Annotated in this window: 21 protein-coding genes; 15 read left to right on the top strand and 6 right to left on the bottom strand. The window is 70.7% G+C overall.

The genetic code is table 11. From position 1 onward, the window contains the following. Both STRAU_RS06830 and STRAU_RS06835 read left to right on the top strand, forming a co-directional pair. On the top strand, window positions 1–320 hold a 320-nt coding region (locus tag STRAU_RS06830), incomplete at its 5' end, for a helix-turn-helix domain-containing protein (protein WP_037657926.1). A 79-nt stretch (window positions 321–399) separates the two neighbouring features. Continuing rightward, window positions 400–1,194, top strand: coding sequence for a phosphatase (locus STRAU_RS06835; RefSeq protein ID WP_037657928.1), 795 nt, complete (start codon window positions 400–402; stop codon window positions 1,192–1,194). A gap of 23 nt (window positions 1,195–1,217) precedes the next feature. Here the strand turns inward: STRAU_RS06835 and STRAU_RS06840 are convergent, their stop codons facing one another. The 3 genes from STRAU_RS06840 to STRAU_RS06850 all read right to left on the bottom strand — a co-directional run bounded on the left by STRAU_RS06840 (window position 1,218) and on the right by STRAU_RS06850 (window position 4,031). Continuing rightward, on the bottom strand, window positions 1,218–2,090 hold the full coding sequence (locus STRAU_RS06840) for an acyl-CoA thioesterase (RefSeq protein WP_016639528.1): 873 nt from the start codon (window positions 2,088–2,090) through the stop codon (window positions 1,218–1,220). An 8-nt stretch (window positions 2,091–2,098) separates the two neighbouring features. Further along, window positions 2,099–3,256 carry an acyl-CoA dehydrogenase family protein gene (locus STRAU_RS06845; RefSeq protein ID WP_016639529.1) on the bottom strand — a complete coding sequence of 386 codons (1,158 nt, stop codon included), beginning with the start codon at window positions 3,254–3,256 and terminating at the stop codon, window positions 2,099–2,101. A 181-nt stretch (window positions 3,257–3,437) separates the two neighbouring features. Beyond that, window positions 3,438–4,031 (bottom strand): SACE_7040 family transcriptional regulator, encoded by a 594-nt coding sequence (locus tag STRAU_RS06850; RefSeq protein ID WP_016639530.1) that lies wholly within the window; start codon window positions 4,029–4,031, stop codon window positions 3,438–3,440. Window positions 4,032–4,114: 83 nt separating this feature from the next. Here STRAU_RS06850 and STRAU_RS06855 point away from each other — a divergent pair, with 83 nt between their 5' ends. From STRAU_RS06855 to STRAU_RS06900, 10 genes are all read left to right on the top strand, one after another. Continuing rightward, window positions 4,115–5,731: a carboxyl transferase domain-containing protein gene (locus STRAU_RS06855; RefSeq protein ID WP_016639531.1), complete on the top strand. Its 1,617-nt coding sequence runs from the start codon at window positions 4,115–4,117 to the stop codon at window positions 5,729–5,731. Between the two features lie 19 nt (window positions 5,732–5,750). Further along, a complete protein-coding gene (locus tag STRAU_RS06860) occupies window positions 5,751–7,763 on the top strand; it encodes an ATP-binding protein (protein ID WP_037657932.1) in 2,013 nt (670 codons plus the stop codon). Continuing rightward, entirely contained in the window at window positions 7,760–8,737 is a 978-nt protein-coding gene (locus STRAU_RS06865) for a hydroxymethylglutaryl-CoA lyase (RefSeq protein WP_016639533.1), read from the top strand. Before STRAU_RS06860 ends, STRAU_RS06865 begins: the two co-directional genes overlap by 4 nt. Before the next feature lie 5 nt (window positions 8,738–8,742). Next, window positions 8,743–9,903, top strand: coding sequence for an acyl-CoA dehydrogenase family protein (locus STRAU_RS06870; RefSeq protein WP_016639534.1), 1,161 nt, complete (start codon window positions 8,743–8,745; stop codon window positions 9,901–9,903). A gap of 114 nt (window positions 9,904–10,017) precedes the next feature. Further along, window positions 10,018–11,271, top strand: coding sequence for an MFS transporter (locus STRAU_RS06875; protein WP_052028981.1), 1,254 nt, complete (start codon window positions 10,018–10,020; stop codon window positions 11,269–11,271). A gap of 59 nt (window positions 11,272–11,330) precedes the next feature. Further along, complete coding sequence (locus STRAU_RS06880; protein ID WP_016639536.1) at window positions 11,331–12,365, top strand: ABC transporter substrate-binding protein; 1,035 nt, start codon at window positions 11,331–11,333, stop codon at window positions 12,363–12,365. Window positions 12,366–12,622: 257 nt separating this feature from the next. Then, window positions 12,623–14,065 (top strand): pyridoxal phosphate-dependent decarboxylase family protein, encoded by a 1,443-nt coding sequence (locus STRAU_RS06885; protein WP_016639537.1) that lies wholly within the window; start codon window positions 12,623–12,625, stop codon window positions 14,063–14,065. After that, window positions 14,049–15,329, top strand: a complete 1,281-nt coding sequence (locus STRAU_RS06890) for a lysine N(6)-hydroxylase/L-ornithine N(5)-oxygenase family protein (RefSeq protein WP_016639538.1) — start codon at window positions 14,049–14,051, stop codon at window positions 15,327–15,329. Before STRAU_RS06885 ends, STRAU_RS06890 begins: the two co-directional genes overlap by 17 nt. Next, the gene (locus tag STRAU_RS06895; RefSeq protein ID WP_016639539.1) at window positions 15,326–15,943 is read left to right on the top strand and encodes a GNAT family N-acetyltransferase; all 618 of its coding nucleotides are present in this window, start codon (window positions 15,326–15,328) and stop codon (window positions 15,941–15,943) included. Before STRAU_RS06890 ends, STRAU_RS06895 begins: the two co-directional genes overlap by 4 nt. Further along, complete coding sequence (locus STRAU_RS06900) at window positions 15,940–17,715, top strand: IucA/IucC family protein (protein ID WP_016639540.1); 1,776 nt, start codon at window positions 15,940–15,942, stop codon at window positions 17,713–17,715. Before STRAU_RS06895 ends, STRAU_RS06900 begins: the two co-directional genes overlap by 4 nt. Window positions 17,716–17,719: 4 nt before the next feature. Here the strand turns inward: STRAU_RS06900 and STRAU_RS06905 are convergent, their stop codons facing one another. Continuing rightward, on the bottom strand, window positions 17,720–19,330 hold the full coding sequence (locus STRAU_RS06905; protein WP_016639541.1) for a beta-N-acetylhexosaminidase: 1,611 nt from the start codon (window positions 19,328–19,330) through the stop codon (window positions 17,720–17,722). A gap of 125 nt (window positions 19,331–19,455) precedes the next feature. On the opposite strand from STRAU_RS06905, the gene STRAU_RS06910 reads away from it, so the two are divergent. The 3 genes from STRAU_RS06910 to glmS all read left to right on the top strand — a co-directional run bounded on the left by STRAU_RS06910 (window position 19,456) and on the right by glmS (window position 22,531). Continuing rightward, window positions 19,456–20,346, top strand: a complete 891-nt coding sequence (locus STRAU_RS06910; protein ID WP_016639542.1) for a DUF4429 domain-containing protein — start codon at window positions 19,456–19,458, stop codon at window positions 20,344–20,346. A gap of 64 nt (window positions 20,347–20,410) precedes the next feature. Beyond that, window positions 20,411–20,668 carry a hypothetical protein gene (locus STRAU_RS06915; protein ID WP_037657930.1) on the top strand — a complete coding sequence of 86 codons (258 nt, stop codon included), beginning with the start codon at window positions 20,411–20,413 and terminating at the stop codon, window positions 20,666–20,668. A gap of 45 nt (window positions 20,669–20,713) precedes the next feature. Next, the gene (glmS, locus tag STRAU_RS06920; RefSeq protein WP_016639544.1) at window positions 20,714–22,531 is read left to right on the top strand and encodes a glutamine--fructose-6-phosphate transaminase (isomerizing); all 1,818 of its coding nucleotides are present in this window, start codon (window positions 20,714–20,716) and stop codon (window positions 22,529–22,531) included. 176 nt (window positions 22,532–22,707) lie between these two features. Here glmS and STRAU_RS06925 read toward each other — a convergent pair whose 3' ends face one another. Both STRAU_RS06925 and STRAU_RS06930 read right to left on the bottom strand, forming a co-directional pair. After that, complete coding sequence (locus tag STRAU_RS06925) at window positions 22,708–23,283, bottom strand: GPR1/FUN34/YaaH family transporter (protein ID WP_016639545.1); 576 nt, start codon at window positions 23,281–23,283, stop codon at window positions 22,708–22,710. A gap of 212 nt (window positions 23,284–23,495) precedes the next feature. Next, window positions 23,496–24,020, bottom strand: a complete 525-nt coding sequence (locus STRAU_RS06930; RefSeq protein WP_016639546.1) for a universal stress protein — start codon at window positions 24,018–24,020, stop codon at window positions 23,496–23,498. Between the last annotated feature and the right edge of the window lie 452 nt (window positions 24,021–24,472).

Below are 24,472 nucleotides of genomic sequence, written 5' to 3' on the forward strand. Positions count from 1 at the left end.
GGGCCGATGCGGCGCGGGTGGCGCTGGTGCGGCACCGCGAGGGCGGGATCGCCGGGCTCGTCGCGCCCGCCGAGGCCGACGCGCACGCGCGGGAGCTGCTCGGGCCGCTCGGCGGCAGTGCCCCGCTCACCGAGACGCTGCGCACCTGGCTTTCCCTGCACGGGAGTTGGGACCGCACCGCCGCCGCGCTCTCCGTGCACCGCAACACCGTCCGCCAGCGCATCACCCGCTGCGCGACCCTGCTCGACGCCGATCTCGACGACCCCGACGTCCGCATGGAGCTGTGGTTCGCCCTCGGCCGCACGGACCCCCCGGGGTGAGCGCCGCACCCGGAACGTGAGTCGCCGCACAGGTCCGGCGTGTGGGACGGCCCGCGCCGGGCCCGCCGCCGACGGCACAATGGGACCCATGCCGATACCCAGTCGTACCGCGCTCGTCGAGCACCTCGTCCGTACCCGTATCGCCGGCGACGTCGCGACGCCCCGCGAGAACAACCTCTCCCACTACCGCAAACTCGCGAACGGCGACCGCCACTACTGGCTCGGCCTGGAGCTCGGCGACCGCTGGACCGACGAGCAGGACGTGCTCGCGGTGATGGCCGAGCGCTGCGGCGTGATCGACGACCCCGAGCACCGCCACGGCCAGGACACCATCGACCCCCAGCTGACGGTCGACGCCCTGGAGCGGATGGCGGGCCGCCTGCGCAAGGCCGCCGCCGCCAAGGAGCGGGTCCTCTTCGCCACCGGCCACCCCGGCGGGCTGCTCGACGTGCACCGCGCGACGGCCGCCGCGCTGCGCGCCGAGGGCTGCGAGATCGTCGTCATCCCGGAGGGACTCACGGCCGACGAGGGCTTCGTGTTCCAGTTCGCGGACGTGGCCGTACTGGAGCGCGGCGCGACGCTGTGGCACACGCACTCGCCGGAGCCGATGAACGCGATCCTCGACGGTCTCCTCCGTGAGGAGCGCCCGCTGCCCGACCTCGTCGTCGCCGACCACGGCTGGGCCGGACGCGCGGGGCAGCGCGGCATCGACTCCGTCGGGTACGCGGACTGCAACGACCCCGCCCTGTTCATCGGCGAGGCGGAGGGCACCGTGCAGGTCACGGTGCCCCTCGACGACCACGTGACCAGTCCGCGGTTCTACGACCCGCTGACCATGTACCTGCTGGACGCGGCGGGGCTTGCGCAGGGCTGAGCCGACGGCAGCGGGCCGGAACGTCAACCCCGGGGGACCCGGACAACACCTTCCTGGATGACGGTGACGGCAAGCCGTCCGTCCGCCGTCCAGATCCGCCCCTGCCCCAGGCCACGCCCGCCCCCGGACGAGGGCGACTCCTGGTCGTACAGGAGCCACTCGTCGGCCCGGAACGGCCGGTGGAACCACATCGCGTGGTCCAGCGAGGCCCCGACCACGTCCCCGACGGCCCACCCCCCGCGCCCGTGGGCGAGCAGCACGGAGTCGAGCAGCGTCATGTCGGAGACGTACGTGGCCAGACAGACGTGCAGCAACGACCCCGCGTCCGCCCCGCCGAGCTTGCCGTTGGTGCGGAACCACACCTGGGAGTGCGGCTCGCGGGGGACGCCGACGGTGCCCCAGGGCGGCGCGTCGACGTACCGCAGATCGACGGCGGCGCGCGCCTCGATCAGCCGCTTCGCGACGTCCGGCGGCAGATCGCGCGGCAGCGCCTCCGCGGCGGTGGGCAGCGTCTCCGGGTCGGGCGCGGCCGGCATCGGGAACTGGTGGTCGAGCCCCTCCTCGTACGTCTGGAAGGACGCCGAGAGATGGAAGATCGGCTGCCCGTGCTGGACGGCGACGACACGGCGCGTGGTGAACGAGCGGCCGTCGCGGATGCGGTCGACGGTGTAGACGATGGGCACGCCGGGGTCGCCGGGCCGCAGGAAGTAGGCGTGCAGGGAGTGCGCGGGACGGTTCGCGGGCACCGTGCGCCCCGCCGCGACCAGGGCCTGCGCCGCGACCTGCCCACCGAAGACGCGCGGCACCAGGGACGGGCGGCTCACCCCCCGGAAGATGTCCTCCTCGACCCGCTCCAGGTCGAGCAGGTCGAGGAGGTCCTGAAGTTCCTTGCTCATGCCCGCCGTTACAGCCCCATCGACTTGGCGATGATCATCTTCATGACCTCGCTGGTGCCGCCGTAGATGCGGTTGACGCGGTTGTCGGCGTACAGGCGCGCGATGGGGTATTCGTTCATGAAGCCGTAGCCGCCGTGCAGTTGGAGGCAGCGGTCGATGACGCGGTGCGCGACCTCGGTGCAGAAGAGCTTCGCGGACGCGGCCTCGGCCGGGGTCAGCTCGCCCGCGTCGAGGGCCTCAAGTGCGCGGTCGGCGACGGCCTCCGCGGCGTCCACCTCGGCCTGACAGGCGGCCAGTTCGAACTTGGTGTTCTGGAAGGAGGCGACGGACTTGCCGAAGACGGCGCGCTCCTGGACGTACTCCTTGGCGAACCGGACGGCGGCCTTGGCCTGCGCGTACGCCCCGAAGGCGATGCCCCAGCGCTCGGAGGCGAGGTTGTGGCCCAGGTACCCGAAGCCCTTGTTCTCCTCGCCGAGCAGGTCCTCGACCGGGACCTCGACGTCGACGAAGGCCAGCTCGGCGGTGTCGGAGACCTTCAGGCCGAGCTTGTCGAGCTTGCGGCCCACCGAGTAGCCCGCGGACTTGGTGTCGACGGCGAACAGCGAGATGCCGAAGCGGCGGTCGTCCTCGCGCGGGGCGGAGGTGCGGGCGCAGACGATCACGCGGTCGGCGTGCACGCCGCCGGTGATGAAGGTCTTGGCGCCGTTGAGGACGTAGTGCGTGCCGTCCTCGGAGAGCTTGGCGGTGGTCTTCATGCCCGCGACGTCGGAGCCGGTGCCGGGCTCGGTCATGGCGAGCGCCCACATCTCCTCGCCGGAGACGAACTTCGGCAGGAAGCGCTTCTTCTGCTCGTCGGTGGCGAGCATCTCGATGTACGGCAGGCCGAGCAGTACGTGTACGCCGGAGCCGCCGAAGGAGACGCCCGCGCGGGCCGTCTCCTCGTACATGATCGCCTCGAACTTGTGCGAGTCGATGCCCGCGCCGCCGAACTCCTCGTCTACGCGGATGCCGAAGACGCCGAGGTCGGCGAGCTTGTAGTAGAAGTCCCGGGGCGCCTGGCCCGCCGTGAACCACTCGTCGTACACGGGGACGACCTCGGCCTCGATGAAGGCCCGGATCGTCTCCCGGAATGCCTCGTGATCCTCGTTGAAGACGGTACGCCGCACGAGTTTCTTCCTCTCCGACGGAGCGCCTTTACTAAGCGCTTGCTCAGGGGGAGGTTACCCGCGGGTTCCCGTGACCGTCCAGGGCACAATCTGTGACCGCCGGTCCGGGGCGCCGTTGATCGTGGCCTTCGGCCTACTCGTCCTCAAACGCCGGACGGGCTGATACTCCTCCGGCCGGGGCTCAGTTTCCCCCCGCCGCCGCCAAGGCGCCGTGGGCCAAGCGGCTCAGCAGGGCCGCCATCCCCTCCCTGCCCGGCAGGGCGCCGGGGCGGCCCAGGTGTGGGGTCGAGTTGAGCAGGCCGAAGACCGCGTGCACGGACGCACGGGCCTCCACCTCGGTGAGGCCCGGGTACACGCCCCGCACCGCGGACACCCACAGTTCCACGTACCGCCGCTGCAGCGACCGCACCAGCTTGCGGTCGCTGTCCCGCAGGCGGTCCAGCTCACGGTCGTGGAGAGTGATGAGGGGCCGGTCGTCGAGGGCGAAGTCGATGTGGCCCTCGATGAGCGAGTCGAGCGCGGCGCCGGGCGACCCCGCGGCCTCCGCGGTCCGCCGCTCGCCGCCCCGCAGCAGCTGCTCGCTGATCCCGACGAGGAGTTCGGCGAGCATCGCGTCCTTGCCCGCGAAGTGCCGGTACAGGCCGGGCCCGCTGATCCCGACGGCCGCCCCTATCTCGTCCACGCCGACTCCGTGGAAGCCGCGCTCGGCGAAGAGCCGGGCGGCTTCCTTGAGGATCTGCTCGCGGCGGGTGGGGGCGTCGGTCCTGGTGGCCATGGAAGCAATTCTAGACAGGGCGGTTAGCGCTCGTTAACCTGAACGACATACGTTAACGCTCACTAACAGTGGGAGCACAGCGGATGCAACAGGCACCAGTCCTCGCGAGCGCGGCCGACCCCGCCTCGGACGCCTGGCGGTCGAACGAGGCGGCGCACCGCGCCCTCGCCGAAGAGCTGCGCGGAAAACTCGCCGCGGCCCGCCTCGGCGGCGGCGAGCGCGCCCGGCAGCGGCACGTGGCCCGCGGCAAGCTGCTGCCGCGCGAGCGCGTGGACGCCCTCCTCGACCCCGGCTCGCCGTTCCTCGAACTGGCACCGCTCGCGGCCGACGGCATGTACGGCGGCGACGCCCCGGCCGCAGGCGTCATCGCGGGCATCGGCCGGGTCAGCGGCCGCGACTGCGTGATCGTCGCGAACGACGCCACCGTCAAGGGCGGGACGTACTACCCGATGACGGTCAAGAAGCACCTGCGCGCGCAGGAGGTCGCCCTGGAGAACCGTCTCCCCTGTCTCTACCTGGTGGACTCCGGCGGCGCCTTCCTGCCCATGCAGGACGAGGTCTTCCCCGATCGCGAGCACTTCGGGCGGATCTTCTACAACCAGGCGCGGATGTCCGGCGCGGGCATCCCGCAGATCGCGGCCGTGCTCGGCTCCTGCACGGCGGGCGGTGCGTACGTCCCCGCGATGAGCGACGAGGCCGTGATCGTCCGCAACCAGGGCACGATCTTCCTGGGCGGCCCGCCCCTGGTGAAGGCGGCCACGGGCGAGGTCGTGACCGCCGAGGAGCTGGGCGGCGGCGAGGTCCACTCCCGTGTCTCCGGCGTCACCGACCACCTCGCGGAGGACGACCCGCACGCCCTGCGGATCGTGCGGACCATCGTCTCGACGCTGCCCGCGCGCGGCGCCCTGCCCTGGGAGGTCCGTGCCGTCGAGGAGCCGAAGGTCGACCCCCTCGGTCTGTACGGCGCCGTGCCGACGGACTCCCGCACCCCCTACGACGTACGCGAGGTCATCGCCCGCGTCGTCGACGGCTCGCGCTTCGCGGAGTTCAAGTCCGAGTTCGGGCAGACGCTCGTCACGGGCTTCGCGCACATCCACGGCCACCCGGTGGGCATCGTCGCGAACAACGGCATCCTGTTCTCCGAATCCGCCCAGAAGGGCGCCCACTTCATCGAGCTGTGCGACCAGCGCGGCATCCCGCTGGTGTTCCTGCAGAACATCTCCGGCTTCATGGTCGGCCGGGACTACGAGGCGGGCGGCATCGCCAAGCACGGCGCCAAGATGGTCACCGCCGTCGCCTGCACGCGCGTACCGAAACTGACCGTCGTGGTTGGCGGTTCCTACGGAGCGGGCAACTACTCCATGTGCGGCCGGGCCTACTCCCCCCGCTTCCTGTGGATGTGGCCCAACGCCAAGATCTCCGTGATGGGCGGCGAGCAGGCCGCGTCCGTCCTCGCGACCGTCAAGCGCGACCAGCTCGAAGGCCGCGGCGAGGCGTGGTCGCAGGAGGACGAGGAGGCGTTCAAGGCCCCGGTCCGCGCGCAGTACGAACAGCAGGGCAACGCCTATTACGCCACGGCACGGCTGTGGGACGACGGCGTCATCGACCCGTTGGAGACCCGCCAGGTGCTCGGCCTGGCCCTGACCGCGTGTGCCGGTGCGCCCTTGGGCGAACGCGGCTTCGGCGTCTTCCGGATGTGAGGGACCAGACCCCATGAGCATGTTCGAGACAGTCCTTGTGGCCAACCGGGGCGAGATCGCCGTCCGCGTCATCCGTACGCTGCGGGCGCTCGGCGTCCGCTCGGTGGCCGTCTTCTCCGACGCCGACGCCGACGCCCGGCACGTGCGCGAGGCCGACACGGCGGTGCGGCTCGGCCCGCCCCCGGCCGCCGAGAGCTACCTCTCGGCCGAGCGCCTCCTGGCCGCTGCCGCCGCGTCCGGCGCGCAGGCCGTCCACCCCGGGTACGGCTTCCTCGCCGAGAACGCCGCCTTCGCGCAGTCCTGCGCGGACGCCGGGCTCGCCTTCATCGGCCCGCCCGCCGCCGCGATCGACCTGATGGGCGACAAGATCCGCGCCAAGGAGACGGTCCGGGCGGCGGGCGTGCCCGTGGTGCCCGGCTCCTCGGGCAGCGGCCTCACCGACGGCCAACTCATCGACGCGGCCCGGGAGATCGGCACCCCCGTGCTGCTCAAGCCGTCCGCGGGCGGCGGCGGCAAGGGCATGCGCCTGGTCCGGGACGCCGCGCTCCTCGGCGAGGAGATCGCCGCCGCCCGGCGCGAGGCGCGGGCCTCCTTCGGCGACGACACCCTGCTCGTGGAGCGCTGGGTCGACCGCCCCCGGCACATCGAGATCCAGGTCCTCGCCGACTCCCACGGCAACGTGGTGCACCTCGGCGAGCGCGAGTGCTCCCTCCAGCGGCGCCACCAGAAGATCATCGAGGAGGCGCCTTCGGTCCTGCTCGACGAGGCGACGCGGGCCGCGATGGGGTCCGCCGCCGTGGAGGCCGCGCGCTCCTGCGGGTACGTCGGCGCGGGAACGGTCGAGTTCATCGTCCCGGGCGACGACCCGTCCTCGTACTACTTCATGGAGATGAACACCCGCCTCCAGGTCGAGCACCCGGTGACGGAGCTGATCACCGGCCTGGACCTGGTGGAGTGGCAGCTCCGGGTGGCCGCGGGCGAGCCGCTGGCTTTCGCGCAGGAGGATGTCCGCCTCACCGGGCACGCCGTCGAGGCCCGCGTCTGCGCCGAGGACCCGGCGCGCGGGTTCCTTCCCTCGGGCGGGACCGTCCTCTCCCTGCACGAGCCCTCCGGCGACGGGGTGCGCACGGACTCCGGGCTCAGCGAGGGCACGGAGGTCGGAAGTCTGTACGACCCGATGCTGTCGAAGGTCATCGCGTACGGGCCGGACCGCGCGACCGCGCTGCGCAAGCTGCGGGCCGCGCTTGCGGAAACGGTCACTCTGGGGGTGCCGACGAACGCGGGGTTCCTGCGGCGGCTCCTTGCCCACCCGGCGGTGGTGGCCGGGGAGTTGGACACGGGGCTGGTGGAGCGGGAGGCCGAGTCCTTGGTGGACGCGGACGTTCCGGCTGAGGTGTATGGGGCCGCTGCGCTGGCTCGGGCAGGAACAGCCTCCGCAGCCGGATGGGTCGACCCCTTCTCGGTACCCAACGGGTGGCGGCTCGGCGGCGAAGCCGCGTGGACGGTGCACCACCTGCGCGTACCGGGTCACGACCCCGTGTCCGTACGGACACGTCTCACCCCCGACGGGGACGTCGAAGTCGACCTCGGGGGTGCCAGGGGGCGGAGCCCCCTGGTTTCGGGAAGGGGCGGGATCGGGGAGCCCCCGGCAGGGCCAGCCACCGTCACCCTCCACCACCAGGGCCAGACCCACACCTTCCACCGCGCCGCGGACTGGCTCGGCCAGGACGGTCATGCCTGGCACGTCCAGGACCACGACCCCGTGGAAGCGGCCCTCACCGGCGCCGCGCACGCGGGCGTGGACGCCCTGACGGCCCCGATGCCCGGCACCGTCACGGTCGTCAAGGTGTCCCCCGGCGACGAGGTGACCGCGGGCCAGAGCCTCCTCGTCGTCGAGGCGATGAAGATGGAGCACGTCATCTCCGCCCCGCACGCCGGCACCGTCACCGAACTGGACGTCACCCCGGGCACCACGGTCGCCATGGACCAGATCCTGGCCGTGGTGACCCCCGCGGAGGAGGAAGCGTCATGACGACCGAACCGCCCGCCGCCCTCCCCATGGTCGTACCGGCCCAGGGCCTCCCGCCCCAGGTCCGCATCCACGAGGTGGGCGCACGCGACGGCCTCCAGAACGAGAAGGCCACGGTCCCCACGGAGGTCAAGGCGGAGTTCATCCACCGCCTGGCCGACGCGGGCCTGACCACGATCGAGGCGACGAGCTTCGTGCACCCCAAGTGGGTGCCCCAACTGGCGGACGCGGAGGCCCTGTTCCCGCGCCTCGACGACCTCACGAAGTCGCGGGGCGTACACCTCCCCGTCCTCGTCCCGAACGCCCGCGGCCTCGACCGCGCCCTCGCACTCGGCGCCCGCCGCGTGGCGGTGTTCGCCAGCGCCACGGAGTCCTTCGCCAAGGCCAACCTGAACCGCACGGTGGACGAGGCGCTCGCGATGTTCGAGCCGGTGGTGGCGCGGGCGAAGGAGGCGGAGAGCGCGCACGACCAGGTGCACGTGCGCGGCTATCTCTCCATGTGCTTCGGCGATCCCTGGGAGGGCGCCGTGCCGATCGCCCAGGTCGTCCGGGTCTGCAAGGCGCTCCTTGACATGGGCTGCGACGAGCTGAGCCTGGGTGACACGATCGGCGTCGCGACCCCCGGCCACGTACTCGAACTGCTCGCCGCCCTCAACGAGCGGGGCGTGCCGACGGACCGCGTCGGTGTGCACTTCCACGACACGTACGGCCAGGCGCTCGCCAACACCCTGGCCGCCCTGCAGCACGGAGTGACCACCCTGGACGCCTCCGCGGGCGGCCTCGGCGGCTGCCCGTTCGCCAAGAGCGCCACCGGAAACCTCGCCACCGAAGACCTCGTGTGGATGCTTCACGGCCTCGGCATCGAGACCGGGGTCGACCTCGGCCGCCTCACCGCCACCAGCGCGTGGATGGCCGACCAGCTGGGCCGACCGAGCCCGTCCCGCACCGTGCGTGCCCTCTCCCACAAGGAGCAGTGAGAACGATGGACCACCACCTCTCCCCCGAACACGAGGAACTCCGGCGCACCGTCGAGGAGTTCGCGCACGACGTGGTCGCCCCGAAGATCGGCGACTTCTACGAGCGGCACGAGTTCCCGTACGAGATCGTGCGCGAGATGGGCCGCATGGGCCTGTTCGGCCTGCCCTTCCCGGAGGAGTACGGCGGCATGGGCGGCGACTACCTCGCGCTGGGCGTCGCCCTGGAGGAGCTGGCGCGCGTCGACTCGTCCGTCGCCATCACCCTGGAGGCGGGAGTCTCCCTGGGCGCGATGCCCCTCCACCTCTTCGGCACCGAGGAGCAGAAGCGGGAGTGGCTGCCGCGGATGTGCTCCGGCGAGCTCCTCGGCGCGTTCGGTCTCACCGAGCCGGACGGCGGCTCGGACGCGGGCGGCACCCGGACCACGGCCCGCCTGGACGAGGCCACGGACGAATGGGTGATCAACGGCACGAAGTGCTTCATCACCAACTCCGGTACGGACATCACGGGCTTGGTGACGGTTACGGCGGTCACGGGCCGCACGGACGAGGGCAAACCCCTCATCTCCTCCATCATCGTGCCGTCGGGCACGCCCGGCTTCACGGTCGCGGCGCCGTACTCGAAGGTCGGCTGGAACGCGTCGGACACGCGGGAGCTGTCGTTCTCCGACGTGCGGGTGCCGCGGGCGAACCTGCTGGGCGAACTGGGCCGCGGGTACGCCCAGTTCCTCCGCATCCTGGACGAGGGCCGCGTCGCCATCGCGGCGCTCGCCACCGGCCTCGCGCAGGGCTGCGTCGACGAGTCGGTGAAGTACGCCAAGGAGCGGCACGCGTTCGGGCGGCCGATCGGCGCGAACCAGGCCATCCAGTTCAAGATCGCCGACATGGACATGAAGGCGTACACGGCGCGGCTCGCCTGGCGCGACGCGGCGTCCCGGCTCGTCGCCGGGGAGCCCTTCAAGAAGCAGGCGGCCCTCGCGAAGCTGCACTCCTCGACGGTCGCCGTCGACAACGCCCGCGAGGCCACGCAGATCCACGGCGGCTACGGCTTCATGAACGAGTACCCGGTGGCCCGCATGTGGCGCGACTCCAAGATCCTCGAAATCGGCGAGGGCACGAGCGAGGTCCAGCGCATGCTGATCGCGAGGGAACTGGGCCTCACCAGCTGAGGCCGTGGCCGCTTTCCCCCACCCACCCGCCCTTCCCTCGCGCTGCCGTGCTCATCCTCGAACGCCGGACGGGCTGTTCCCAGCCCGTCCGGCGGCCGCTGTTAGCCTGCGGCCATGATCAAGGGGAGATCATCCGGCCGAATAGCCGTCATAGCGGGGGGCAGCAGGTCAGAGCGTGTACTGATCCTGGCCAGCTTCGTGAACCGAGTCGGCAATGGGCTCTTCAACACGGCGGCGGCGCTCTACTTCACGCTGGTCGTGGGGCTACCGGCGGTGCAGGTGGGTGCCGCCCTCACCGTCGCCGGCCTGATCGGCCTCCTCGCGGGGATACCGGGAGGTCACCTGGCCGATCGGCGTGGGCCGCGCACGATCATGATGCTCGCCCTGACGGTCCAGGCAGTGGCGATGTCCGCTCTGGTGCTCGTCGAGAGCTGGGCCGCCCTCGCGGTCGTCGCCACCGTCGATCAGCTTGCCGCAGCCGTCGGCGGCGCGGCCTGGGGAGCCCTCGTGGTCCGGGTCGGCACCGAACGCCCCGCGCATTTCAGGGCGAAGCTCCGTACGTACGTCAATCTGGGCGTCGTCCTCGGAACCGTGGGCGCCGGATTCGCGGTGGCAGCGGATACTCGCGCTGCCTACCTCGTGCTGATTCTCGGCAACGCGGCCAGCTTCGCACTGTGCGCCCTCCTCCTCTTCCTGCTGCCCCGCTACCGGGCACTGGCGCCACCGCCGCGGCAGCGCCGCGGGATCGCGCTCACCGACCGCCCGTTCGTGGCCTTCACAGCCCTCCATGGCGCGATGGGGCTGCAATACCCGGTGGTGTCCCTGCTCCTGCCGATCTGGATCTCAGAGCACACAGACGCACCGCGCTGGACCGTGGCCGCGGTGTCCGCGATCAATTCCGCAGTCTGCGTCCTGCTGCAGACCAGAATCGGATCCCGCATCGAAACCCTTCGCGACGGCGGCCGGGCGTTCCGCACGGCAGGACTGCTCTTCCTCCTCAGCTGCCCGATGATGGCCCTGACCGCGCACGCCCCCGTGTGGGCGGCCGCCGGCCTCGCGGTCGCGGCGATCTTCGTCCACAGCCTCGGGGAGATATGGGAGTCCTCGGCCGGCTTCGCCCTCGGCTTCGGCATGGCGCCCGACCACGCCCAGGGCCAGTACCAAGGGCTTCTCGGGCTCGGCTTCAGCGCGGGCCAGGCGCTCGCCCCCGCCATCCTCACCACCGCCGTGCTCGGACTGGGCACGGCAGGCTGGCTGCTCCTCGGCGGGTTCTTCGCCGTTGTGGGCGCCGTCGGACCCGCGCTCGCACGCTCGGCGGGCGCGGGGCGCGAAGCGAGCGGGCCCCGGTCGGCCGCGAAGCAAGGTTAGGTTAACCTAAGCACGACTTCCGGCCAGCGGCCCCCGCACGCACGAAAGCAGAGACCCTCATGCCCCGCCTCCCCCAGCCCAGCCGCCGCGGCATCCTCGCCGCGGGCGGCGCCCTCGGCCTCACCGCCGCCCTCGCCGCCTGCGGGGACGAGAAGGCCGGCAAGAACGGCGACAGCTCGGGCGGCGGCGGCGCCTGGTCCTTCAAGGACGACCGCGGCAAGACGGCCAAGGCGGACTCGACGCCGAAGAACATCGTGGCGTTCACGGGCGTCGCGGCCGCGCTGTACGACTACGGCATCGAGGTCAAGGGCGTTTTCGGTCCGACGAAGACCAAGGACGGCAAGCCGGACGTCCAGGCCGGCGACATGGACGTCAGCAAGCTGACGATCCTCGGCAACGCCTGGGACCAGTTCAACATCGAGAAGTACGTCGGTCTCCAGCCCGACGTGCTGATCTCCACGATGTTCGACGACCAGGGGACCCTCTGGTACGTCCCCGAGGCGTCCAAGGACAAGATCCTCAAGCTCGCCCCGAGCGTCGGCGTCTCGGTCTACGACCGGCAGATGACCAAGCCGCTGGAGCGCCTGCTCACCCTCGCCGAGTCGCTCGGCGCGGACGTCAAGGCCGACAAGGTCGTCAAGGCGAAGAAGCGCTTCGAGGCCGCCGCGGAACGGCTGCGCAAGGCCGCGAAGTCCCGGCCGGAGATCAAGGTGCTCGTCGGCTCGGCCAGCCAGGACATCTTCTACGTGTCCGGGTCCAACCTCTCCGCCGACCTGGAGTACTTCAAGGCGCTCGGCGTGAACCTCGTCGAGCCGCCCGCGAAGGCCCTGAAGGAGAGCGGCGGCTGGTTCGAGAACCTGTCCTGGGAGAACGTCGACAAGTACGAGGCCGACGTCATCATGATGGACAACCGCACCTCCGCGATTCAGCCCTCGGCGCTCGCCGAGCAGAAGCCCACCTGGGAGAAGTTGCCCGCCGTCAAGGCCGGGCAGGTCATCCCTCGCGTCACCGAGCCGATCTACTCGTACGCCAAGTGTGCGCCGATTCTTGAGGAGTTGGCGGAGGCGATCGAGAAGGCGAAGAAGGTCGCCTGACAGGTGCGCGTATGCCTGGGGCGCCGTTGATCGCGGCCTTCGGCCTGGCTCGTCCTCAAACGCCGGACGGGCTGAAATTCACGAGCCGTCCGTCTGCATCTGCAGGCGGGCGGCTCTTTGCGTTGCGGGGACTCAGAAGGGAAGGCCGGACTGGCTTAGGTTAGGCTAACCTAAGTTCCACGTCGCGCCCCCGGGCCCTCCCTGCTGTGCCCTGTTCCCGGGGGTGCGACCAAGTCCCCTCACCTGGAGGACAGTTCATGCGCTCGCACCTGCTCAATGACACCACCACGGAGCGGTACCGCGCCTCCGTGACCGAAGGAGTCGAGCGGGTGGCGGCCAGAATCGCCACCACCTCCCGCCCGTTCACCGGCGTCACCGCCGACACCCTCTCCCCCCGCGTCGAGGCCGTCGACCTCGACACCCCGCTGCACGACACCGTCGCCGCCCTCGACGAACTCGACGAGCTGTACCTGCGCGACGCCGTCTACTTCCACCACCCCCGCTACCTCGCCCACCTCAACTGCCCGGTCGTCATCCCGGCCGTGCTCGGCGAGGCCGTCCTGTCCGCCGTGAACTCCTCCCTGGACACCTGGGACCAGTCGGCCGGCGGCACCCTCATCGAGCGCCGGCTCATCGACTGGACCACCGGGCGCGCCGGCCTCGGGCCCGCCGCCGACGGCGTCTTCACCTCCGGGGGTACGCAGTCCAACCTCCAGGCGCTGCTGCTCGCCCGCGAGGAGGCCAAGTCGGACTCCACCGCCCGGCTGCGCGTCCTCGTCTCCGAGGCCGGTCACTTCAGCGTCCAGAAGGCCGCGAGGACGCTCGGCCTCGGCCCGGACGCGGTCGTCGTCATTCCCACCGACCGGAACAAGCGCATGGGGACCGTCGCTCTCGCCCGCGAACTGGCCCGCCTCGACGAGCAGGGACTCGTCCCCATGGCCGTCGTCGCCACCGCGGGCACCACCGACTTCGGCTCCATCGACCCGCTGCCTCAGATCGCCGACCTCTGCGCGCGGTACGGGACGTGGCTGCACGTCGACGCCGCCTACGGCGGTGGCCTGCTCGCCTCGCGCACCCGGCGCCACCTCCTCGACGGCATCGAGCGCGCCGACTCCGTCACGGTCGACTATCACAAGTCCTTCTTCCAGCCCGTGAGTTCGTCGGCGTTGCTGGTCCGCGACGCCGCCACGCTGCGCCACGCCACGTACCACGCCGAATACCTCAACCCCCGGCGCGCCGCACAGGAACGCGTCCCCAACCAGGTCGACAAGTCCCTGCAGACGACCCGCCGCTTCGACGCCCTGAAACTGTGGATGACGCTGCGCGTGATGGGCGCCGACGCCGTCGGGGACCTCTTCGACGAGGCGTGCGCCCTGGCCGCGAAGGGCTTCGATCTCATCGCCGCCGACCCGCGCTTCGCCGTCGTGGCCCAGCCGCAGCTCTCCACCCTCGTCTTCCGCTACATCCCGGAGGCGATCTGCGACCCGACGGCCACCGACCGCGCCAACCTGTACGCCCGCAAGGCCCTGTTCGCCTCCGGTGACGCCGTCGTCGCGGGCACCAAGGTGGGCGAGCGCCAGTTCCTGAAGTTCACGCTCCTCAACCCGGAGACCTCCGCCGACGACATCGCCGCCGTCCTCGATCTCATAGCCGGCCACGCCGAGCAGTACCTGGGGGAGAACCTTGACCGCGCCTGCTGACACCCACACGACGTACGACGTCATCGGCATCGGACTCGGCCCCTTCAACCTCGGCCTCGCCTGTCTCACCGAGCCCCTCGACGAGCTGAACGCGCTGTTCCTGGAGTCCAAGGCGGACTTCGAGTGGCACGCGGGCATGTTCCTGGAGGGCGCCCACCTCCAGACGCCGTTCATGTCCGACCTGGTGACGCTCGCCGATCCGACGTCCCCGTACTCCTTCCTGAATTTCCTGAAGGAGTCGGGTCGGCTGTACTCCTTCTACATCCGTGAGAACTTCTACCCGCTGCGCCGGGAGTACAACGACTACTGCCGCTGGGCCGCCGCGCGACTGTCGTCCGTCCGCTTCGGCACGACGGCGACGCGGGTGACGTACGAGAACGAGCTGTACGTCGTCACCACCCGCTCCGGCGACGCGTACGCCACCTTCCGCGCCCGTCACCTCGTCCTCGGCACCGGCACCCCGCCGCACCCGGACGCCTGCAAGGGGCTCGGCGGGGACTTCATCCACAACTCCGACTACCTCCGGCACAAGGTCGAGCTGCAGAAGAAGAACTCCCTCACCATCGTGGGCAGCGGGCAGAGCGCCGCCGAGATCTACTACGACCTGCTCAGCGAGATGGACACCCACGGCTACCGCCTCAACTGGGTCACCCGCTCCCCGCGCTTCTTCCCGCTGGAGTACACGAAACTGACCCTGGAGATGACCTCTCCGGAGTACATCGACTACTTCCACGCGCTGCCCGAGGACACCCGCTATCGCCTGGAGCGCGAGCAGAAGAGTCTGTTCAAGGGCATCGACGGTGAGCTCATCGACGCCATCTTCGACCTGCTGTACCAGAAGAATCTGGACGGGCCCGTGCCCACCCGGCTGCTCACCAACTCGGCGCTGCGCAGGGCTCGTCACGACAACGGCGTGTACACCCTCGGCCTGCGCCAGGAGGAGCAGGGCAAGGACTTCGAGATGACGACCGAGGGCCTGATCCTCGCCACCGGCTACCGGTACGCCCCGCCCGCCTTCCTGGAGCCCCTGCGCGAGCACCTGCGCTTCGACGGCCGCGGCCGCTTCGACGTGGCCCGCAACTACTCCGTCGACGCCACCGGACGCGGCGTCTTCCTCCAGAACTCCGCCGTCCACACCCACTCGCTGACCAGCCCCGACCTGGGCATGGGCCCGTACCGCAACGCGTACATCATCCGCGAGCTGCTCGGCCGCGAGGTCTATCCGGTCGAGAAGTCCATCGCCTTCCAGGAGTTCGCCGTATGAGCAGAGCCGCCGGGCGGCGGCGGGTCGGCACGCTCGCCCTGCGCCCCCTCGACCCCCTGGAGGACGCCGAGCTCGTGCACGCCTGGCTCACCCACCCCAAGTCGGCCTTCTGGCTGATGCAGGGCGCCCGGCTCGTGGACATCGAGCGCGAGTACATGGCCATCGCGGCCTCCGAGCACCACCACGCGTTCCTCGGCCTGCACGACGGCGAGCCCGCGTTCCTGATGGAGCGCTACGACCCCCGGCACATCGAGCTCGTCGGCCTGTACGAGCCCGAGCCCGGCGACGTCGGCATGCACCTCCTCGTCGCGCCCACCGACAAGCCGGTGCACGGGTTCACCCGCGCCGTCATCACCACCGTGATGGAGCACCTGTTCGCCGACCCGCGCACCCACCGCGTCGTCGTCGAGCCCGACATCGGCAACACCGCCGTGCACCGGCTCAACGAGGCCGTGGGCTTCGTGCCCGAGCGCGAGATCGACAAGCCGGAGAAGCGCGCCCTGCTCAGCTTCTGCACCCGCGAGCAGTTCGAGGCGGCCGGCGTACGCCACGCCGTGGCCGGGCGGACCACCGCACGCACCCGAGCCACCGCAGTTTCTGGAGCATCGACATGACCCTGACGCCCCTCTCCGAGGCCGTGGACCACCTGACCCCGGAGCGCTGGGCCGAGGCCAACCGGTTCCTCGTCCGCAAGGCCCTCGCCGAGTTCGCGCACGAGCGGCTCCTCACGCCCGACGAACTGGGCGCGGGCCGCTACGTCGTACGCAGCGACGACGGCCTGACCCGCTACCGCTTCACCGCGACCCTGCTCGCCCTCGACCACTGGCAGGTCGACGCCGCCTCGATCACCCGCCACCGCGACGGCACCGAACTCCCCCTGAACGCCCTGGAGTTCTTCACCGAGCTGCGCGGCACCCTCGGCCTGAGCGACCAGGTCCTACCGGTGTACCTGGAGGAGATCTCCTCCACGCTCGCCAGCACCTGCTTCAAACTCGCCGCACCCCACGTCAGCGCCGCCGAGCTGGCCGCCGCCGGTTTCCAGGAGATCGAGACCGGCATGACCGAGGGCCACCCCTGCTTCGTCGCCAACAACGGGCGGCTCGGCTTCGGCGTGCACGAGTACCTGTCGTACGCCCCCGAGACCGCGAGCCCCGTCCGGCTCGTCTGGCTGGCCGCCCGCCGCGACCGGGCCGCGTTCACGGCGGGCCAGGGCCTGGAGTACGAGTCGTTCCTCCGCGCCGAGCTGGGCGCGGAGACGCTCGCCCGCTTCGACGCCGTGCTGCGCGACCGGGATCTCGACCCGGCCGACTACCTCCTCATCCCCGCCCACCCCTGGCAGTGGTGGAACAAGCTGTCCGTCACCTTCGCCGCCGAGGTCGCAGAGCGGCGCCTGGTGTGCCTGGGCGAGGGCGACGACGAGTATCTGGCCCAGCAGTCGATCCGGACGTTCTTCAACGCCTCCGACCCCGCCAAGCACTATGTGAAGACGGCGCTCTCCGTCATCAACATGGGCTTCATGCGGGGGCTCTCGGCCGCGTACATGAAGGCCACCCCGGCCATCAACGACTGGCTCGCCTCGCTCGTCGCCTCCGACGAGGTCCTGCGGTCCACCGGCCTCGGCATCATCCGCGAACGCGCCGCCGTCGGCTACCGGCACCTGGAGTACGAGGCCGCGACCGACCGCCACTCGCCGTACCGCAAGATGCTCGCCGCGCTGTGGCGCGAGAGCCCCGTGCCCTCCCTGAAGGACGGCGAGCAGCTCGCCACCATGGCCTCGCTGCTGCACACCGACCGCGACGGCGCGTCCTTCGCGGCCGCCCTGATCGAACGCTCGGGCCTCGCCCCCACCGCGTGGCTGCGCCGCTATCTGCGCGCCTATCTGACGCCGCTCCTGCACAGCTTCTACGCGTACGACCTGGTGTTCATGCCGCACGGCGAGAACGTGATCCTCGTCCTGAAGGACGGTGTCGTACAGCGCGTGCTGTTCAAGGACATCGCCGAGGAGATCGCCGTCATGGACCCGACGGCGATCCTGCCGCCCGAGGTCGAGCGGATCCGCGTGGACGTCCCCGAGGACCGCAAACTCCTGTCGATCCTCACGGACGTCTTCGACTGCTTCTTCCGCTTCCTGGCGGCGAACCTCGTCACGGCGGGCCTGATCGACGAGGACGCCTTCTGGCGCACGGTCGCCGAGTGCGTACGCGACTACCAGCACTCCATGCCCGAACTCGCGGACAAATTCCGGCAGTACGACCTGTTCGCCCCCGAGTTCGCGCTGTCCTGCCTGAACCGGCTCCAGCTGCGCGACAACGAGCAGATGCTGGACCTCGCCGACCCGGCGGGCGCCCTCCAGCTGATCGGGACCCTGAAGAACCCGATCGCCTGACGGGCTACGTCGTCGGCCAGGGCACTTGCGGCGACTTGTAGTAGTTGATGCCGAGCGCGTCCCAGCGCGGCGCCTGGTCCGCGAGCCGCGTCCTGTACGTGTTCCAGTCGTGCGTGGACGCGGGCGACCAGCCGAGCTCGGCGATGCCGGGCAGGCGCGGGAACGCCATGTAGTCCAGGTGCGCGGGCGTGGACAGGGTCTCCGTCCACAGCGGCGCCTCGACGCCCAGGACCGAGTCGGCCGGGGCGCCTTGCAGATACGTGCCCGGGTCCCAGTCGTAGGCGCGCTGCACCTCGACATAGCCGGCCCAGGTCAGGCCGAGCGGCGTGTTCTTGTCGTACTTCATGTCGAGGTAGGCGCGGTCGGCCGGGGAGAGGACCAGCTTGGTGCCGTTCCTCGCGGCGTTCACGACCTGGTCGCGCTCGGCCTGGCCGGTGCGGTCGTAGCCCCAGTACTGGGCGACTGCGCCCTTGGCCGGGTTGGCGCCGGCCAGCTGGTGCCAGCCCATCACGTCCTTGCCGTACTTGGCGACGATGGGCTGCACCTTGTCCATGAACGTCACGAAGTCCTCGTGGCTCGTGGAGTGCGCCTCGTCGCCGCCGATGTGCACGGTCCCGCCGGGCGTGAGCGCGGCCAGCTCCCGGACGACGTCGTCCACGAAGTCGTACGTCACGTCCTTCTTGACGCACAGCGAGCTGAAGCCGACGTTCGTGCCGGTGTAGAGCGGCGGCGCGATGCCGTCGCAGTTGAGTTCGGCGTACGAGGCGAGCGCGGCGTTGGTGTGGCCCGGCATGTCGATCTCCGGGATCACCTGCAGCTGCCGGGCCGCCGCGTAGGCGACGATCTCCTTGTACTGGGCCTTGGTGTAGTAACCGCCGGGGCCGCCGCCGACCTGGGTGGAGCCGCCGTAGGTGGCCAGGCGCGGCCAGGAGTCGATGGCGATGCGCCAGCCCTGGTCGTCGCTCAGGTGCAGGTGCAGCTTGTTCATCTTGTAGAGCGCCAGCTGGTCGATGTAGCGCTTCACGTGCTCGACGGGGAAGAAGTGCCGGGACACGTCCAGCATCGAGCCGCGGTAGGCGTAGCGCGGCATGTCCTTGATGGTGCCGCCCGCGATCACCCACGGACCCGGCTGCTTCGTCTTCTTCTCGACGGCGGCGGGCAGTTGCTGCCGTACCGTCTGCACACCGTGGAAGAGCCCGGTGGGCGACCAGGACGTGATGGTGAGGGAGCCGCGCCCGGAGATGACGCGGTAGCCCTCGTTGCCGAGGACCTTGTTCTCCGGCTCGGCGCTGAGGCGCAGCCGGATGCCGTCGCCGCCCGCGCGGTCGGTGACGGGGAGGCGATAGCCGGTGGAGGGACGCAGGATGCCCGCGAGGTACTCGCCCACGCGGCGTTCCTCGGGCCGGTCGCCGACGCGGATGCGGGTCTTGGAGGTGATCTCGAACCCGGGGCCGCCCGGCTCGACCTTCATGGGCACCGGCACGACGCGGCCGAGCGGGATGGGCTCGGCCCGGTCGGCCGCGGGGCCGGGGGCGGCCGCCGTGGACGACGTGCCGGCGGCGGCGATCAGCAGGAGTGATCCGATGACACAGGCAGTTCTGCGGTGCTGTCTCACAAGCGGGTCCCTTCGCCGGGCAACGCGGATGTGACGCAGTCGAACCGTCACCATGCGTACCGCGCACCTCAGACCGGGTCAAGGTGTAGACCACCTGGTCCGCGGGCGATGCGAGAATCCTTGTCATGGCGGAAATCATCCAGCGCGACGGGACCTGGACCTTCGACGGAGAGACGCTGCGGCTCGTCCCGGGTCGCGACAAGGGCGTCTCGTTGCTGCGCAAGACGCTCGGCGAACTCACCCTGCCGCTGGCGGCGCTGGCGGGCATCGCCTTCGAACAGGGCAAGAAGAGCGGGCGGCTTCGGCTGCGCCTCCGCGACGGCGCGGACCCGCTCCTCCAGGCGACGGGCGGCAAGCTCGCGGACGCCTCCGACCCCTATCAGCTCACCGTGGAGTCGGACCGCTATGGCGTAGCGGAGTACGTGGTCGACGAGGTGCGCAACGCGCTGCTCCTGGAGCAGGTCCCCGCCAAGGGGTCCGACAGCTATCTGCTGCCGGGGCCGTCCGTGCCGCTCCAGGTCGCCGCCGGTGACGCCACGGTGAGCTTCGACGGGGAGCACATCCGCCTGGAGTGGAACTGGAAGACGGAGGAGGCCAAGGCCGCGGCCGGCACCCGCTCGATCGCGCTCGCCGACATCGCGGCCGTGGAGTGGCAGCCCGCCATAGGGCTGGAGAACGGCTATCTGCGCTTCTCGGTGAAGCACTCCCCCACCAAGGCCCCGCCGAAGTACGACCCCAACTCGGTGGAGCTGTGGGGCTTCAAGAAGGATCCGCTGATGGCGCTCGTCGCGGCGGCCGTGCAGGCCCGCCTTCCGCACCCGGCCGCCGCGAAGCCCGCGCTCCCGGAGGCCGCCGCCGGTGACGCGGCCGCCGCGGCCCCCGCGCCGCCCGCCGCCGAGGACGACCACGACGCGCTCCTGCGCCGCCTGCGCGAGCTGGGCGAGCTGCGGCAGAGCGGCGTCCTGACCGACGAGGAGTTCGCGGCGGCCAAGCAGGCGGTACTGAAGCGGATGTGAGCCATCCTGCCCGATATCGGGCAGGATTCTTGCGAAAGCCCCTTTGGTGCTCCAGGATCAACGGGTGCACGAAGAACTTGTCGATCACCTGACCCGGTCCACCTCGCTCCAGCGCGGTGAGGCCCTGCGGGTGATCCAGGACGTGCTCGCCTACTTCGACGAGACGACCGAGCAGTACGTGCGGCGCCGCCACCGTGAACTCCAGGGTCAGGGCCTGGTGAACACGGCGATCTTCGAGCGGATCGCCGCGGACCTGAAGTACCGCGCGGTGGCGCCGCCCGAGCTCACGCTGAGACAGCTGCGGCGCATCGTCTACGGCTAGGCCCATCTGTCCACGTACGAACCGCCTGACCCGAGGGGACCCTTTATGTGCGGAATTGTCGGATACATCGGCAAGCGTGACGTCGCCCCGCTGCTCCTGGAGGGCCTGCAGCGCCTGGAGTACCGCGGCTACGACTCCGCGGGCGTCGTGATCACCAGCCCCAAGGCCACCGGCCTGAAGATGGTCAAGGCCAAGGGCCGCGTCCGCGACCTGGAGGCCCGCGTCCCCAAGCGCTTCGCCGGCACCACCGGCATCGCCCACACCCGCTGGGCCACCCACGGCGCCCCGTCCGACGAGAACGCCCACCCCCACCTGGACGCCGAGAACAAGGTCGCCGTCGTCCACAACGGCATCATCGACAACGCCTCCGAGCTGCGCGCCAAGCTGATCGCCGACGGCGTCGAGTTCCTCTCCGAGACCGACACCGAGGTCCTCACCCACCTCATCGCCCGCTCCGACGCCGAGAAGCTGGAGGACCGGGTCCGCGAGGCGCTGCGCCACATCGAGGGCACGTACGGCATCGCCGTGCTGCACGCCGACTTCAACGACCGCATCGTCGTCGCCCGCAACGGCTCGCCCGTCGTCCTCGGCATCGGCGAGAAGGAGATGTTCGTCGCCTCCGACGTCGCCGCGCTCGTCTCGCACACCCGCCAGGTCGTCACCCTCGACGACGGCGAGATGGCCACCATCAAGGCCGACGACTACCGCACGTACACCACCGAGGGTTCGCGCACCTCGGCCGAGCCGACCACCGTGGAGTGGGAGGCCGAGTCGTACGACATGGGCGGCCACGACACGTACATGCACAAGGAGATCTTCGAGCAGGCCGACGCCGTGGACCGCGTCCTTCGCGGCCGCATCGACGACCGCTTCTCCACCGTGCACCTCGGCGGCCTGAACCTGGACGCGCACGACGCCCGCAAGGTGCGCCGCGTCAAGATCCTCGGCTGCGGCACCTCGTACCACGCGGGCATGATCGGCGCCCAGATGATCGAGGAGCTGGCCCGCATCCCCGCCGACGCCGAGCCCGCCTCCGAGTTCCGCTACCGCAACGCGGTCGTCGACCCCGACACCCTGTACGTCGCCGTCTCCCAGTCCGGCGAGACCTACGACGTGCTGGCCGCCGTGCAGGAGCTCAAGCGCAAGGGCGCCCGGGTCTTCGGCATCGTCAACGTCGTCGGCTCCGCGATCGCCCGCGAGGCGGACGCGGGCGTGTACGTGCACGCGGGCCCGGAGGTCTGCGTCGTCTCCACCAAGTGCTTCACCAACACCACCGTCGCCTTCGCGCTGCTCGCCCTGCACCTGGGCCGCATCCGCGACCTGTCGGTCTCCGACGGCAAGCGGATCATCGCGGGCCTGCGCGAACTGCCCGCGCAGATCGAGCAGATGCTGGCGCGCGAGGACGAGATCAAGAAGCTGGCGCAGGAGTTCGCCGAGGCCAAGTCGATGCTCTTCATCGGGCGCGTACGCGGCTACCCGGTGGCCCGTGAGGCATCCCTGAAGCTCAAGGAGGTCTCCTACATCCACGCCGAGGCGTACCCGGCCTCCGAGCTGAAGCACGGCCCGCTCGCCCTGATCGAGCCGGCCCTGCCGACGGTCGCGATCGTCCCCGACGACGACCTCCTGGAGAAGAACCGCGCCGCCCTGGAGGAGATCAAGGCCCGCAGCGGCAAGATCCTCGCGGTCGCCCACCAGGAGCAGGAGAAGGCCGACCACACGATCGTCGTCCCGAAGAACGAGGACGAGCTGGACCCGATCCTGATGGGCATCCCGCTCCAGCTCCTCGCGTACCACACGGCCCTGGCCCTGGGCCGCGACATCGACAAGCCGCGCAATCTGGCGAAGTCCGTGACTGTCGAGTAGTTCTGCCCGTGATCACGGCAGCGACAATTGAGCAGCCCCCGCGGCGAGCAACCACCTCCGCGAGAGCGGCGGCGGTTTAGCCGCAAAGAGGTGAACGGCCCCCGTACGTGCCACCAGGCGCACGGGGGCCGTTCTTCAAGGGACCGAGGTCGCCCATTACCCCGGCCCACGCCTGCTCAGCCGGCGGCCGTCACCCCCCGACCGGCAGGTCGCCCGGGAAGGACCGCAGGCCAGTTGGCCAGCGAGGCAGTCGCGCCATACCAAGCGAGAAGCCCCCCGCCCGCGGCGAACCAGCCGCCCACCTGGGCGAGGCCCTCACTGCCGCCGAACCGCGCGACGGCGATCAGCAACAGCGCCACGAACATCAGGGCATACGTCGCGCGCGTCAGCGCGGACCCGGACGCACCCGCGGTGAGCGTGAGCGCGACCAGCGCGAACAGAAGCAGGAAGAGCCCCGCGGCGTTGGCCGAGACCCGCGCGTCGGCCGAGACGCCCCAGGTGAACCAGAGCGCGCCGAGAGCGGCGAACGCCGTGCCGGTGAACGCGTCGCGGTCGCGGAAGGCGAGGAGCCCGGCGACGAAGAGGGCGACGCCCCCGACGTACGTGGCGAGGGTGACCGCGGCGGCGGCGCCGACGCCGTCGATCACTTCGGTGTGACCGAGGCCGAAGGCCAGCAGGGTGAGCCCGAGGGCGAGATGGCCGAGGTGTTCAAGGGGTGAGGTGGTGCGTCCCGCGGAGACGTCTTTGTCCACGGCGGGCTCCCTTCGTGCAGGGTGCGGTCGTGCTGCTGCGCGATGCCGGGCTGTGGTTCCCCGGCGAGCGGTATGTACCCTTCACAAGGGCGCAAACCACCTCTACGCACAAGTAGATTTATGCGCCGCCGCAAGGAAGTTGACGCTGCGAAACCCTCATCCCACCTGGCACGAAAGGGCGTTGCGGAAGCACGCGCAAGTGGCTCGCCGCGTCAGGGAATGACGACCACGGGCCGTTGCGCACGGCGCGCGAGACGGCCCGCGACCGACCCGAAGATGCGCCCCACGATTCCGTGCGTCGATCCGACGACGATGGCGTCCGCGGAGTACTCCCGGCCGACCTCTTCGAGCTCGTGGCAGATGTCGCCGCCGCGCTCGACCAGGATCCAGGGCACCTCGGTCAGATAGTCCGCGCAGGCCAGCTCGAGGCCCAGGACCTCGGTGCGGTGGTCGGGGACGTCGACGAAGACCGGGGGCTCGCAGCCCGCCCAGACCGTGGTGGGCAGCCGGTTGGCGACGTGCACGATGATCAGGCCGGAGCCGGAGCGATGGGCCATCCCGATCGCGTACGCGAGGGCTCGCTCGCTGGATGTCGAGCCGTCGAAGCCGACGACGACACCGTGCCGGAAGGCGGGATCGCAGGAGTGACGTGGTTCTTCCGCCGCTTGGGGGGTCGCGCTCGGATCGGCGACCTGCCGCTTGCGGTCCGCGGGTTCGGAGAATTCGTGACCGGCCATCGGTGTCTCGGCGAAGGAGTCCTCTGTGGGAGGGTCGGCTTTTGTCTGGGGCGGGCGGTGGTCACCGGATCTGCGCGGCACCGAGCCCGCAGGACCTGTGCCAGGACCTGTGTCCGGGAATCATCTTCACAACCCCTTACCCCCAAGGGTACGGCGGCACTCCTCTCCTGCCCAGGCCCTGTTCCGAGCCGTGCGAGGCTCGCTGAGGCCCCGCTGAGGCCCTGCACGGGCCGCACGGCGTTCACCGGAGCATGCATGAGCCGGGCCCGGATGGCAATGGCGGCTGCCCCGTACAGGCGGTTTGCGCCCGGTTCGGGAGCGCGCTCCCTTCAGGCCAGTGACCGGCTGCTCGGCCACGCGTTGAACCCGTGAAACCACTCTTTCGGAGACATTCGCAGCCGCCCGCCACACCACGGTGTCGGTGTCACCGGCGCGCTCCGGAAACGCCTCGG

Source organism: Streptomyces aurantiacus JA 4570 (genome assembly GCF_000414115.1).
Classification (GTDB): domain Bacteria; phylum Actinomycetota; class Actinomycetes; order Streptomycetales; family Streptomycetaceae; genus Streptomyces; species Streptomyces aurantiacus_A.

Coding starts and splice junctions, on each gene's coding strand:
- STRAU_RS06835 (WP_037657928.1), top strand. CDS start 400: ATGGGACCCATGCCGATACCCAGTCGTACCGCGCTCGTCGAGCACCTC.
- STRAU_RS06840 (WP_016639528.1), bottom strand. CDS start 2,090: ATGAGCAAGGAACTTCAGGACCTCCTCGACCTGCTCGACCTGGAGCGG.
- STRAU_RS06850 (WP_016639530.1), bottom strand. CDS start 4,031: ATGGCCACCAGGACCGACGCCCCCACCCGCCGCGAGCAGATCCTCAAG.
- STRAU_RS06855 (WP_016639531.1), top strand. CDS start 4,115: ATGCAACAGGCACCAGTCCTCGCGAGCGCGGCCGACCCCGCCTCGGAC.
- STRAU_RS06860 (WP_037657932.1), top strand. CDS start 5,751: ATGTTCGAGACAGTCCTTGTGGCCAACCGGGGCGAGATCGCCGTCCGC.
- STRAU_RS06865 (WP_016639533.1), top strand. CDS start 7,760: ATGACGACCGAACCGCCCGCCGCCCTCCCCATGGTCGTACCGGCCCAG.
- STRAU_RS06870 (WP_016639534.1), top strand. CDS start 8,743: ATGGACCACCACCTCTCCCCCGAACACGAGGAACTCCGGCGCACCGTC.
- STRAU_RS06875 (WP_052028981.1), top strand. CDS start 10,018: ATGATCAAGGGGAGATCATCCGGCCGAATAGCCGTCATAGCGGGGGGC.
- STRAU_RS06880 (WP_016639536.1), top strand. CDS start 11,331: ATGCCCCGCCTCCCCCAGCCCAGCCGCCGCGGCATCCTCGCCGCGGGC.
- STRAU_RS06885 (WP_016639537.1), top strand. CDS start 12,623: ATGCGCTCGCACCTGCTCAATGACACCACCACGGAGCGGTACCGCGCC.
- STRAU_RS06895 (WP_016639539.1), top strand. CDS start 15,326: ATGAGCAGAGCCGCCGGGCGGCGGCGGGTCGGCACGCTCGCCCTGCGC.
- STRAU_RS06900 (WP_016639540.1), top strand. CDS start 15,940: ATGACCCTGACGCCCCTCTCCGAGGCCGTGGACCACCTGACCCCGGAG.
- STRAU_RS06910 (WP_016639542.1), top strand. CDS start 19,456: ATGGCGGAAATCATCCAGCGCGACGGGACCTGGACCTTCGACGGAGAG.
- glmS (WP_016639544.1), top strand. CDS start 20,714: ATGTGCGGAATTGTCGGATACATCGGCAAGCGTGACGTCGCCCCGCTG.
- STRAU_RS06930 (WP_016639546.1), bottom strand. CDS start 24,020: ATGGCCGGTCACGAATTCTCCGAACCCGCGGACCGCAAGCGGCAGGTC.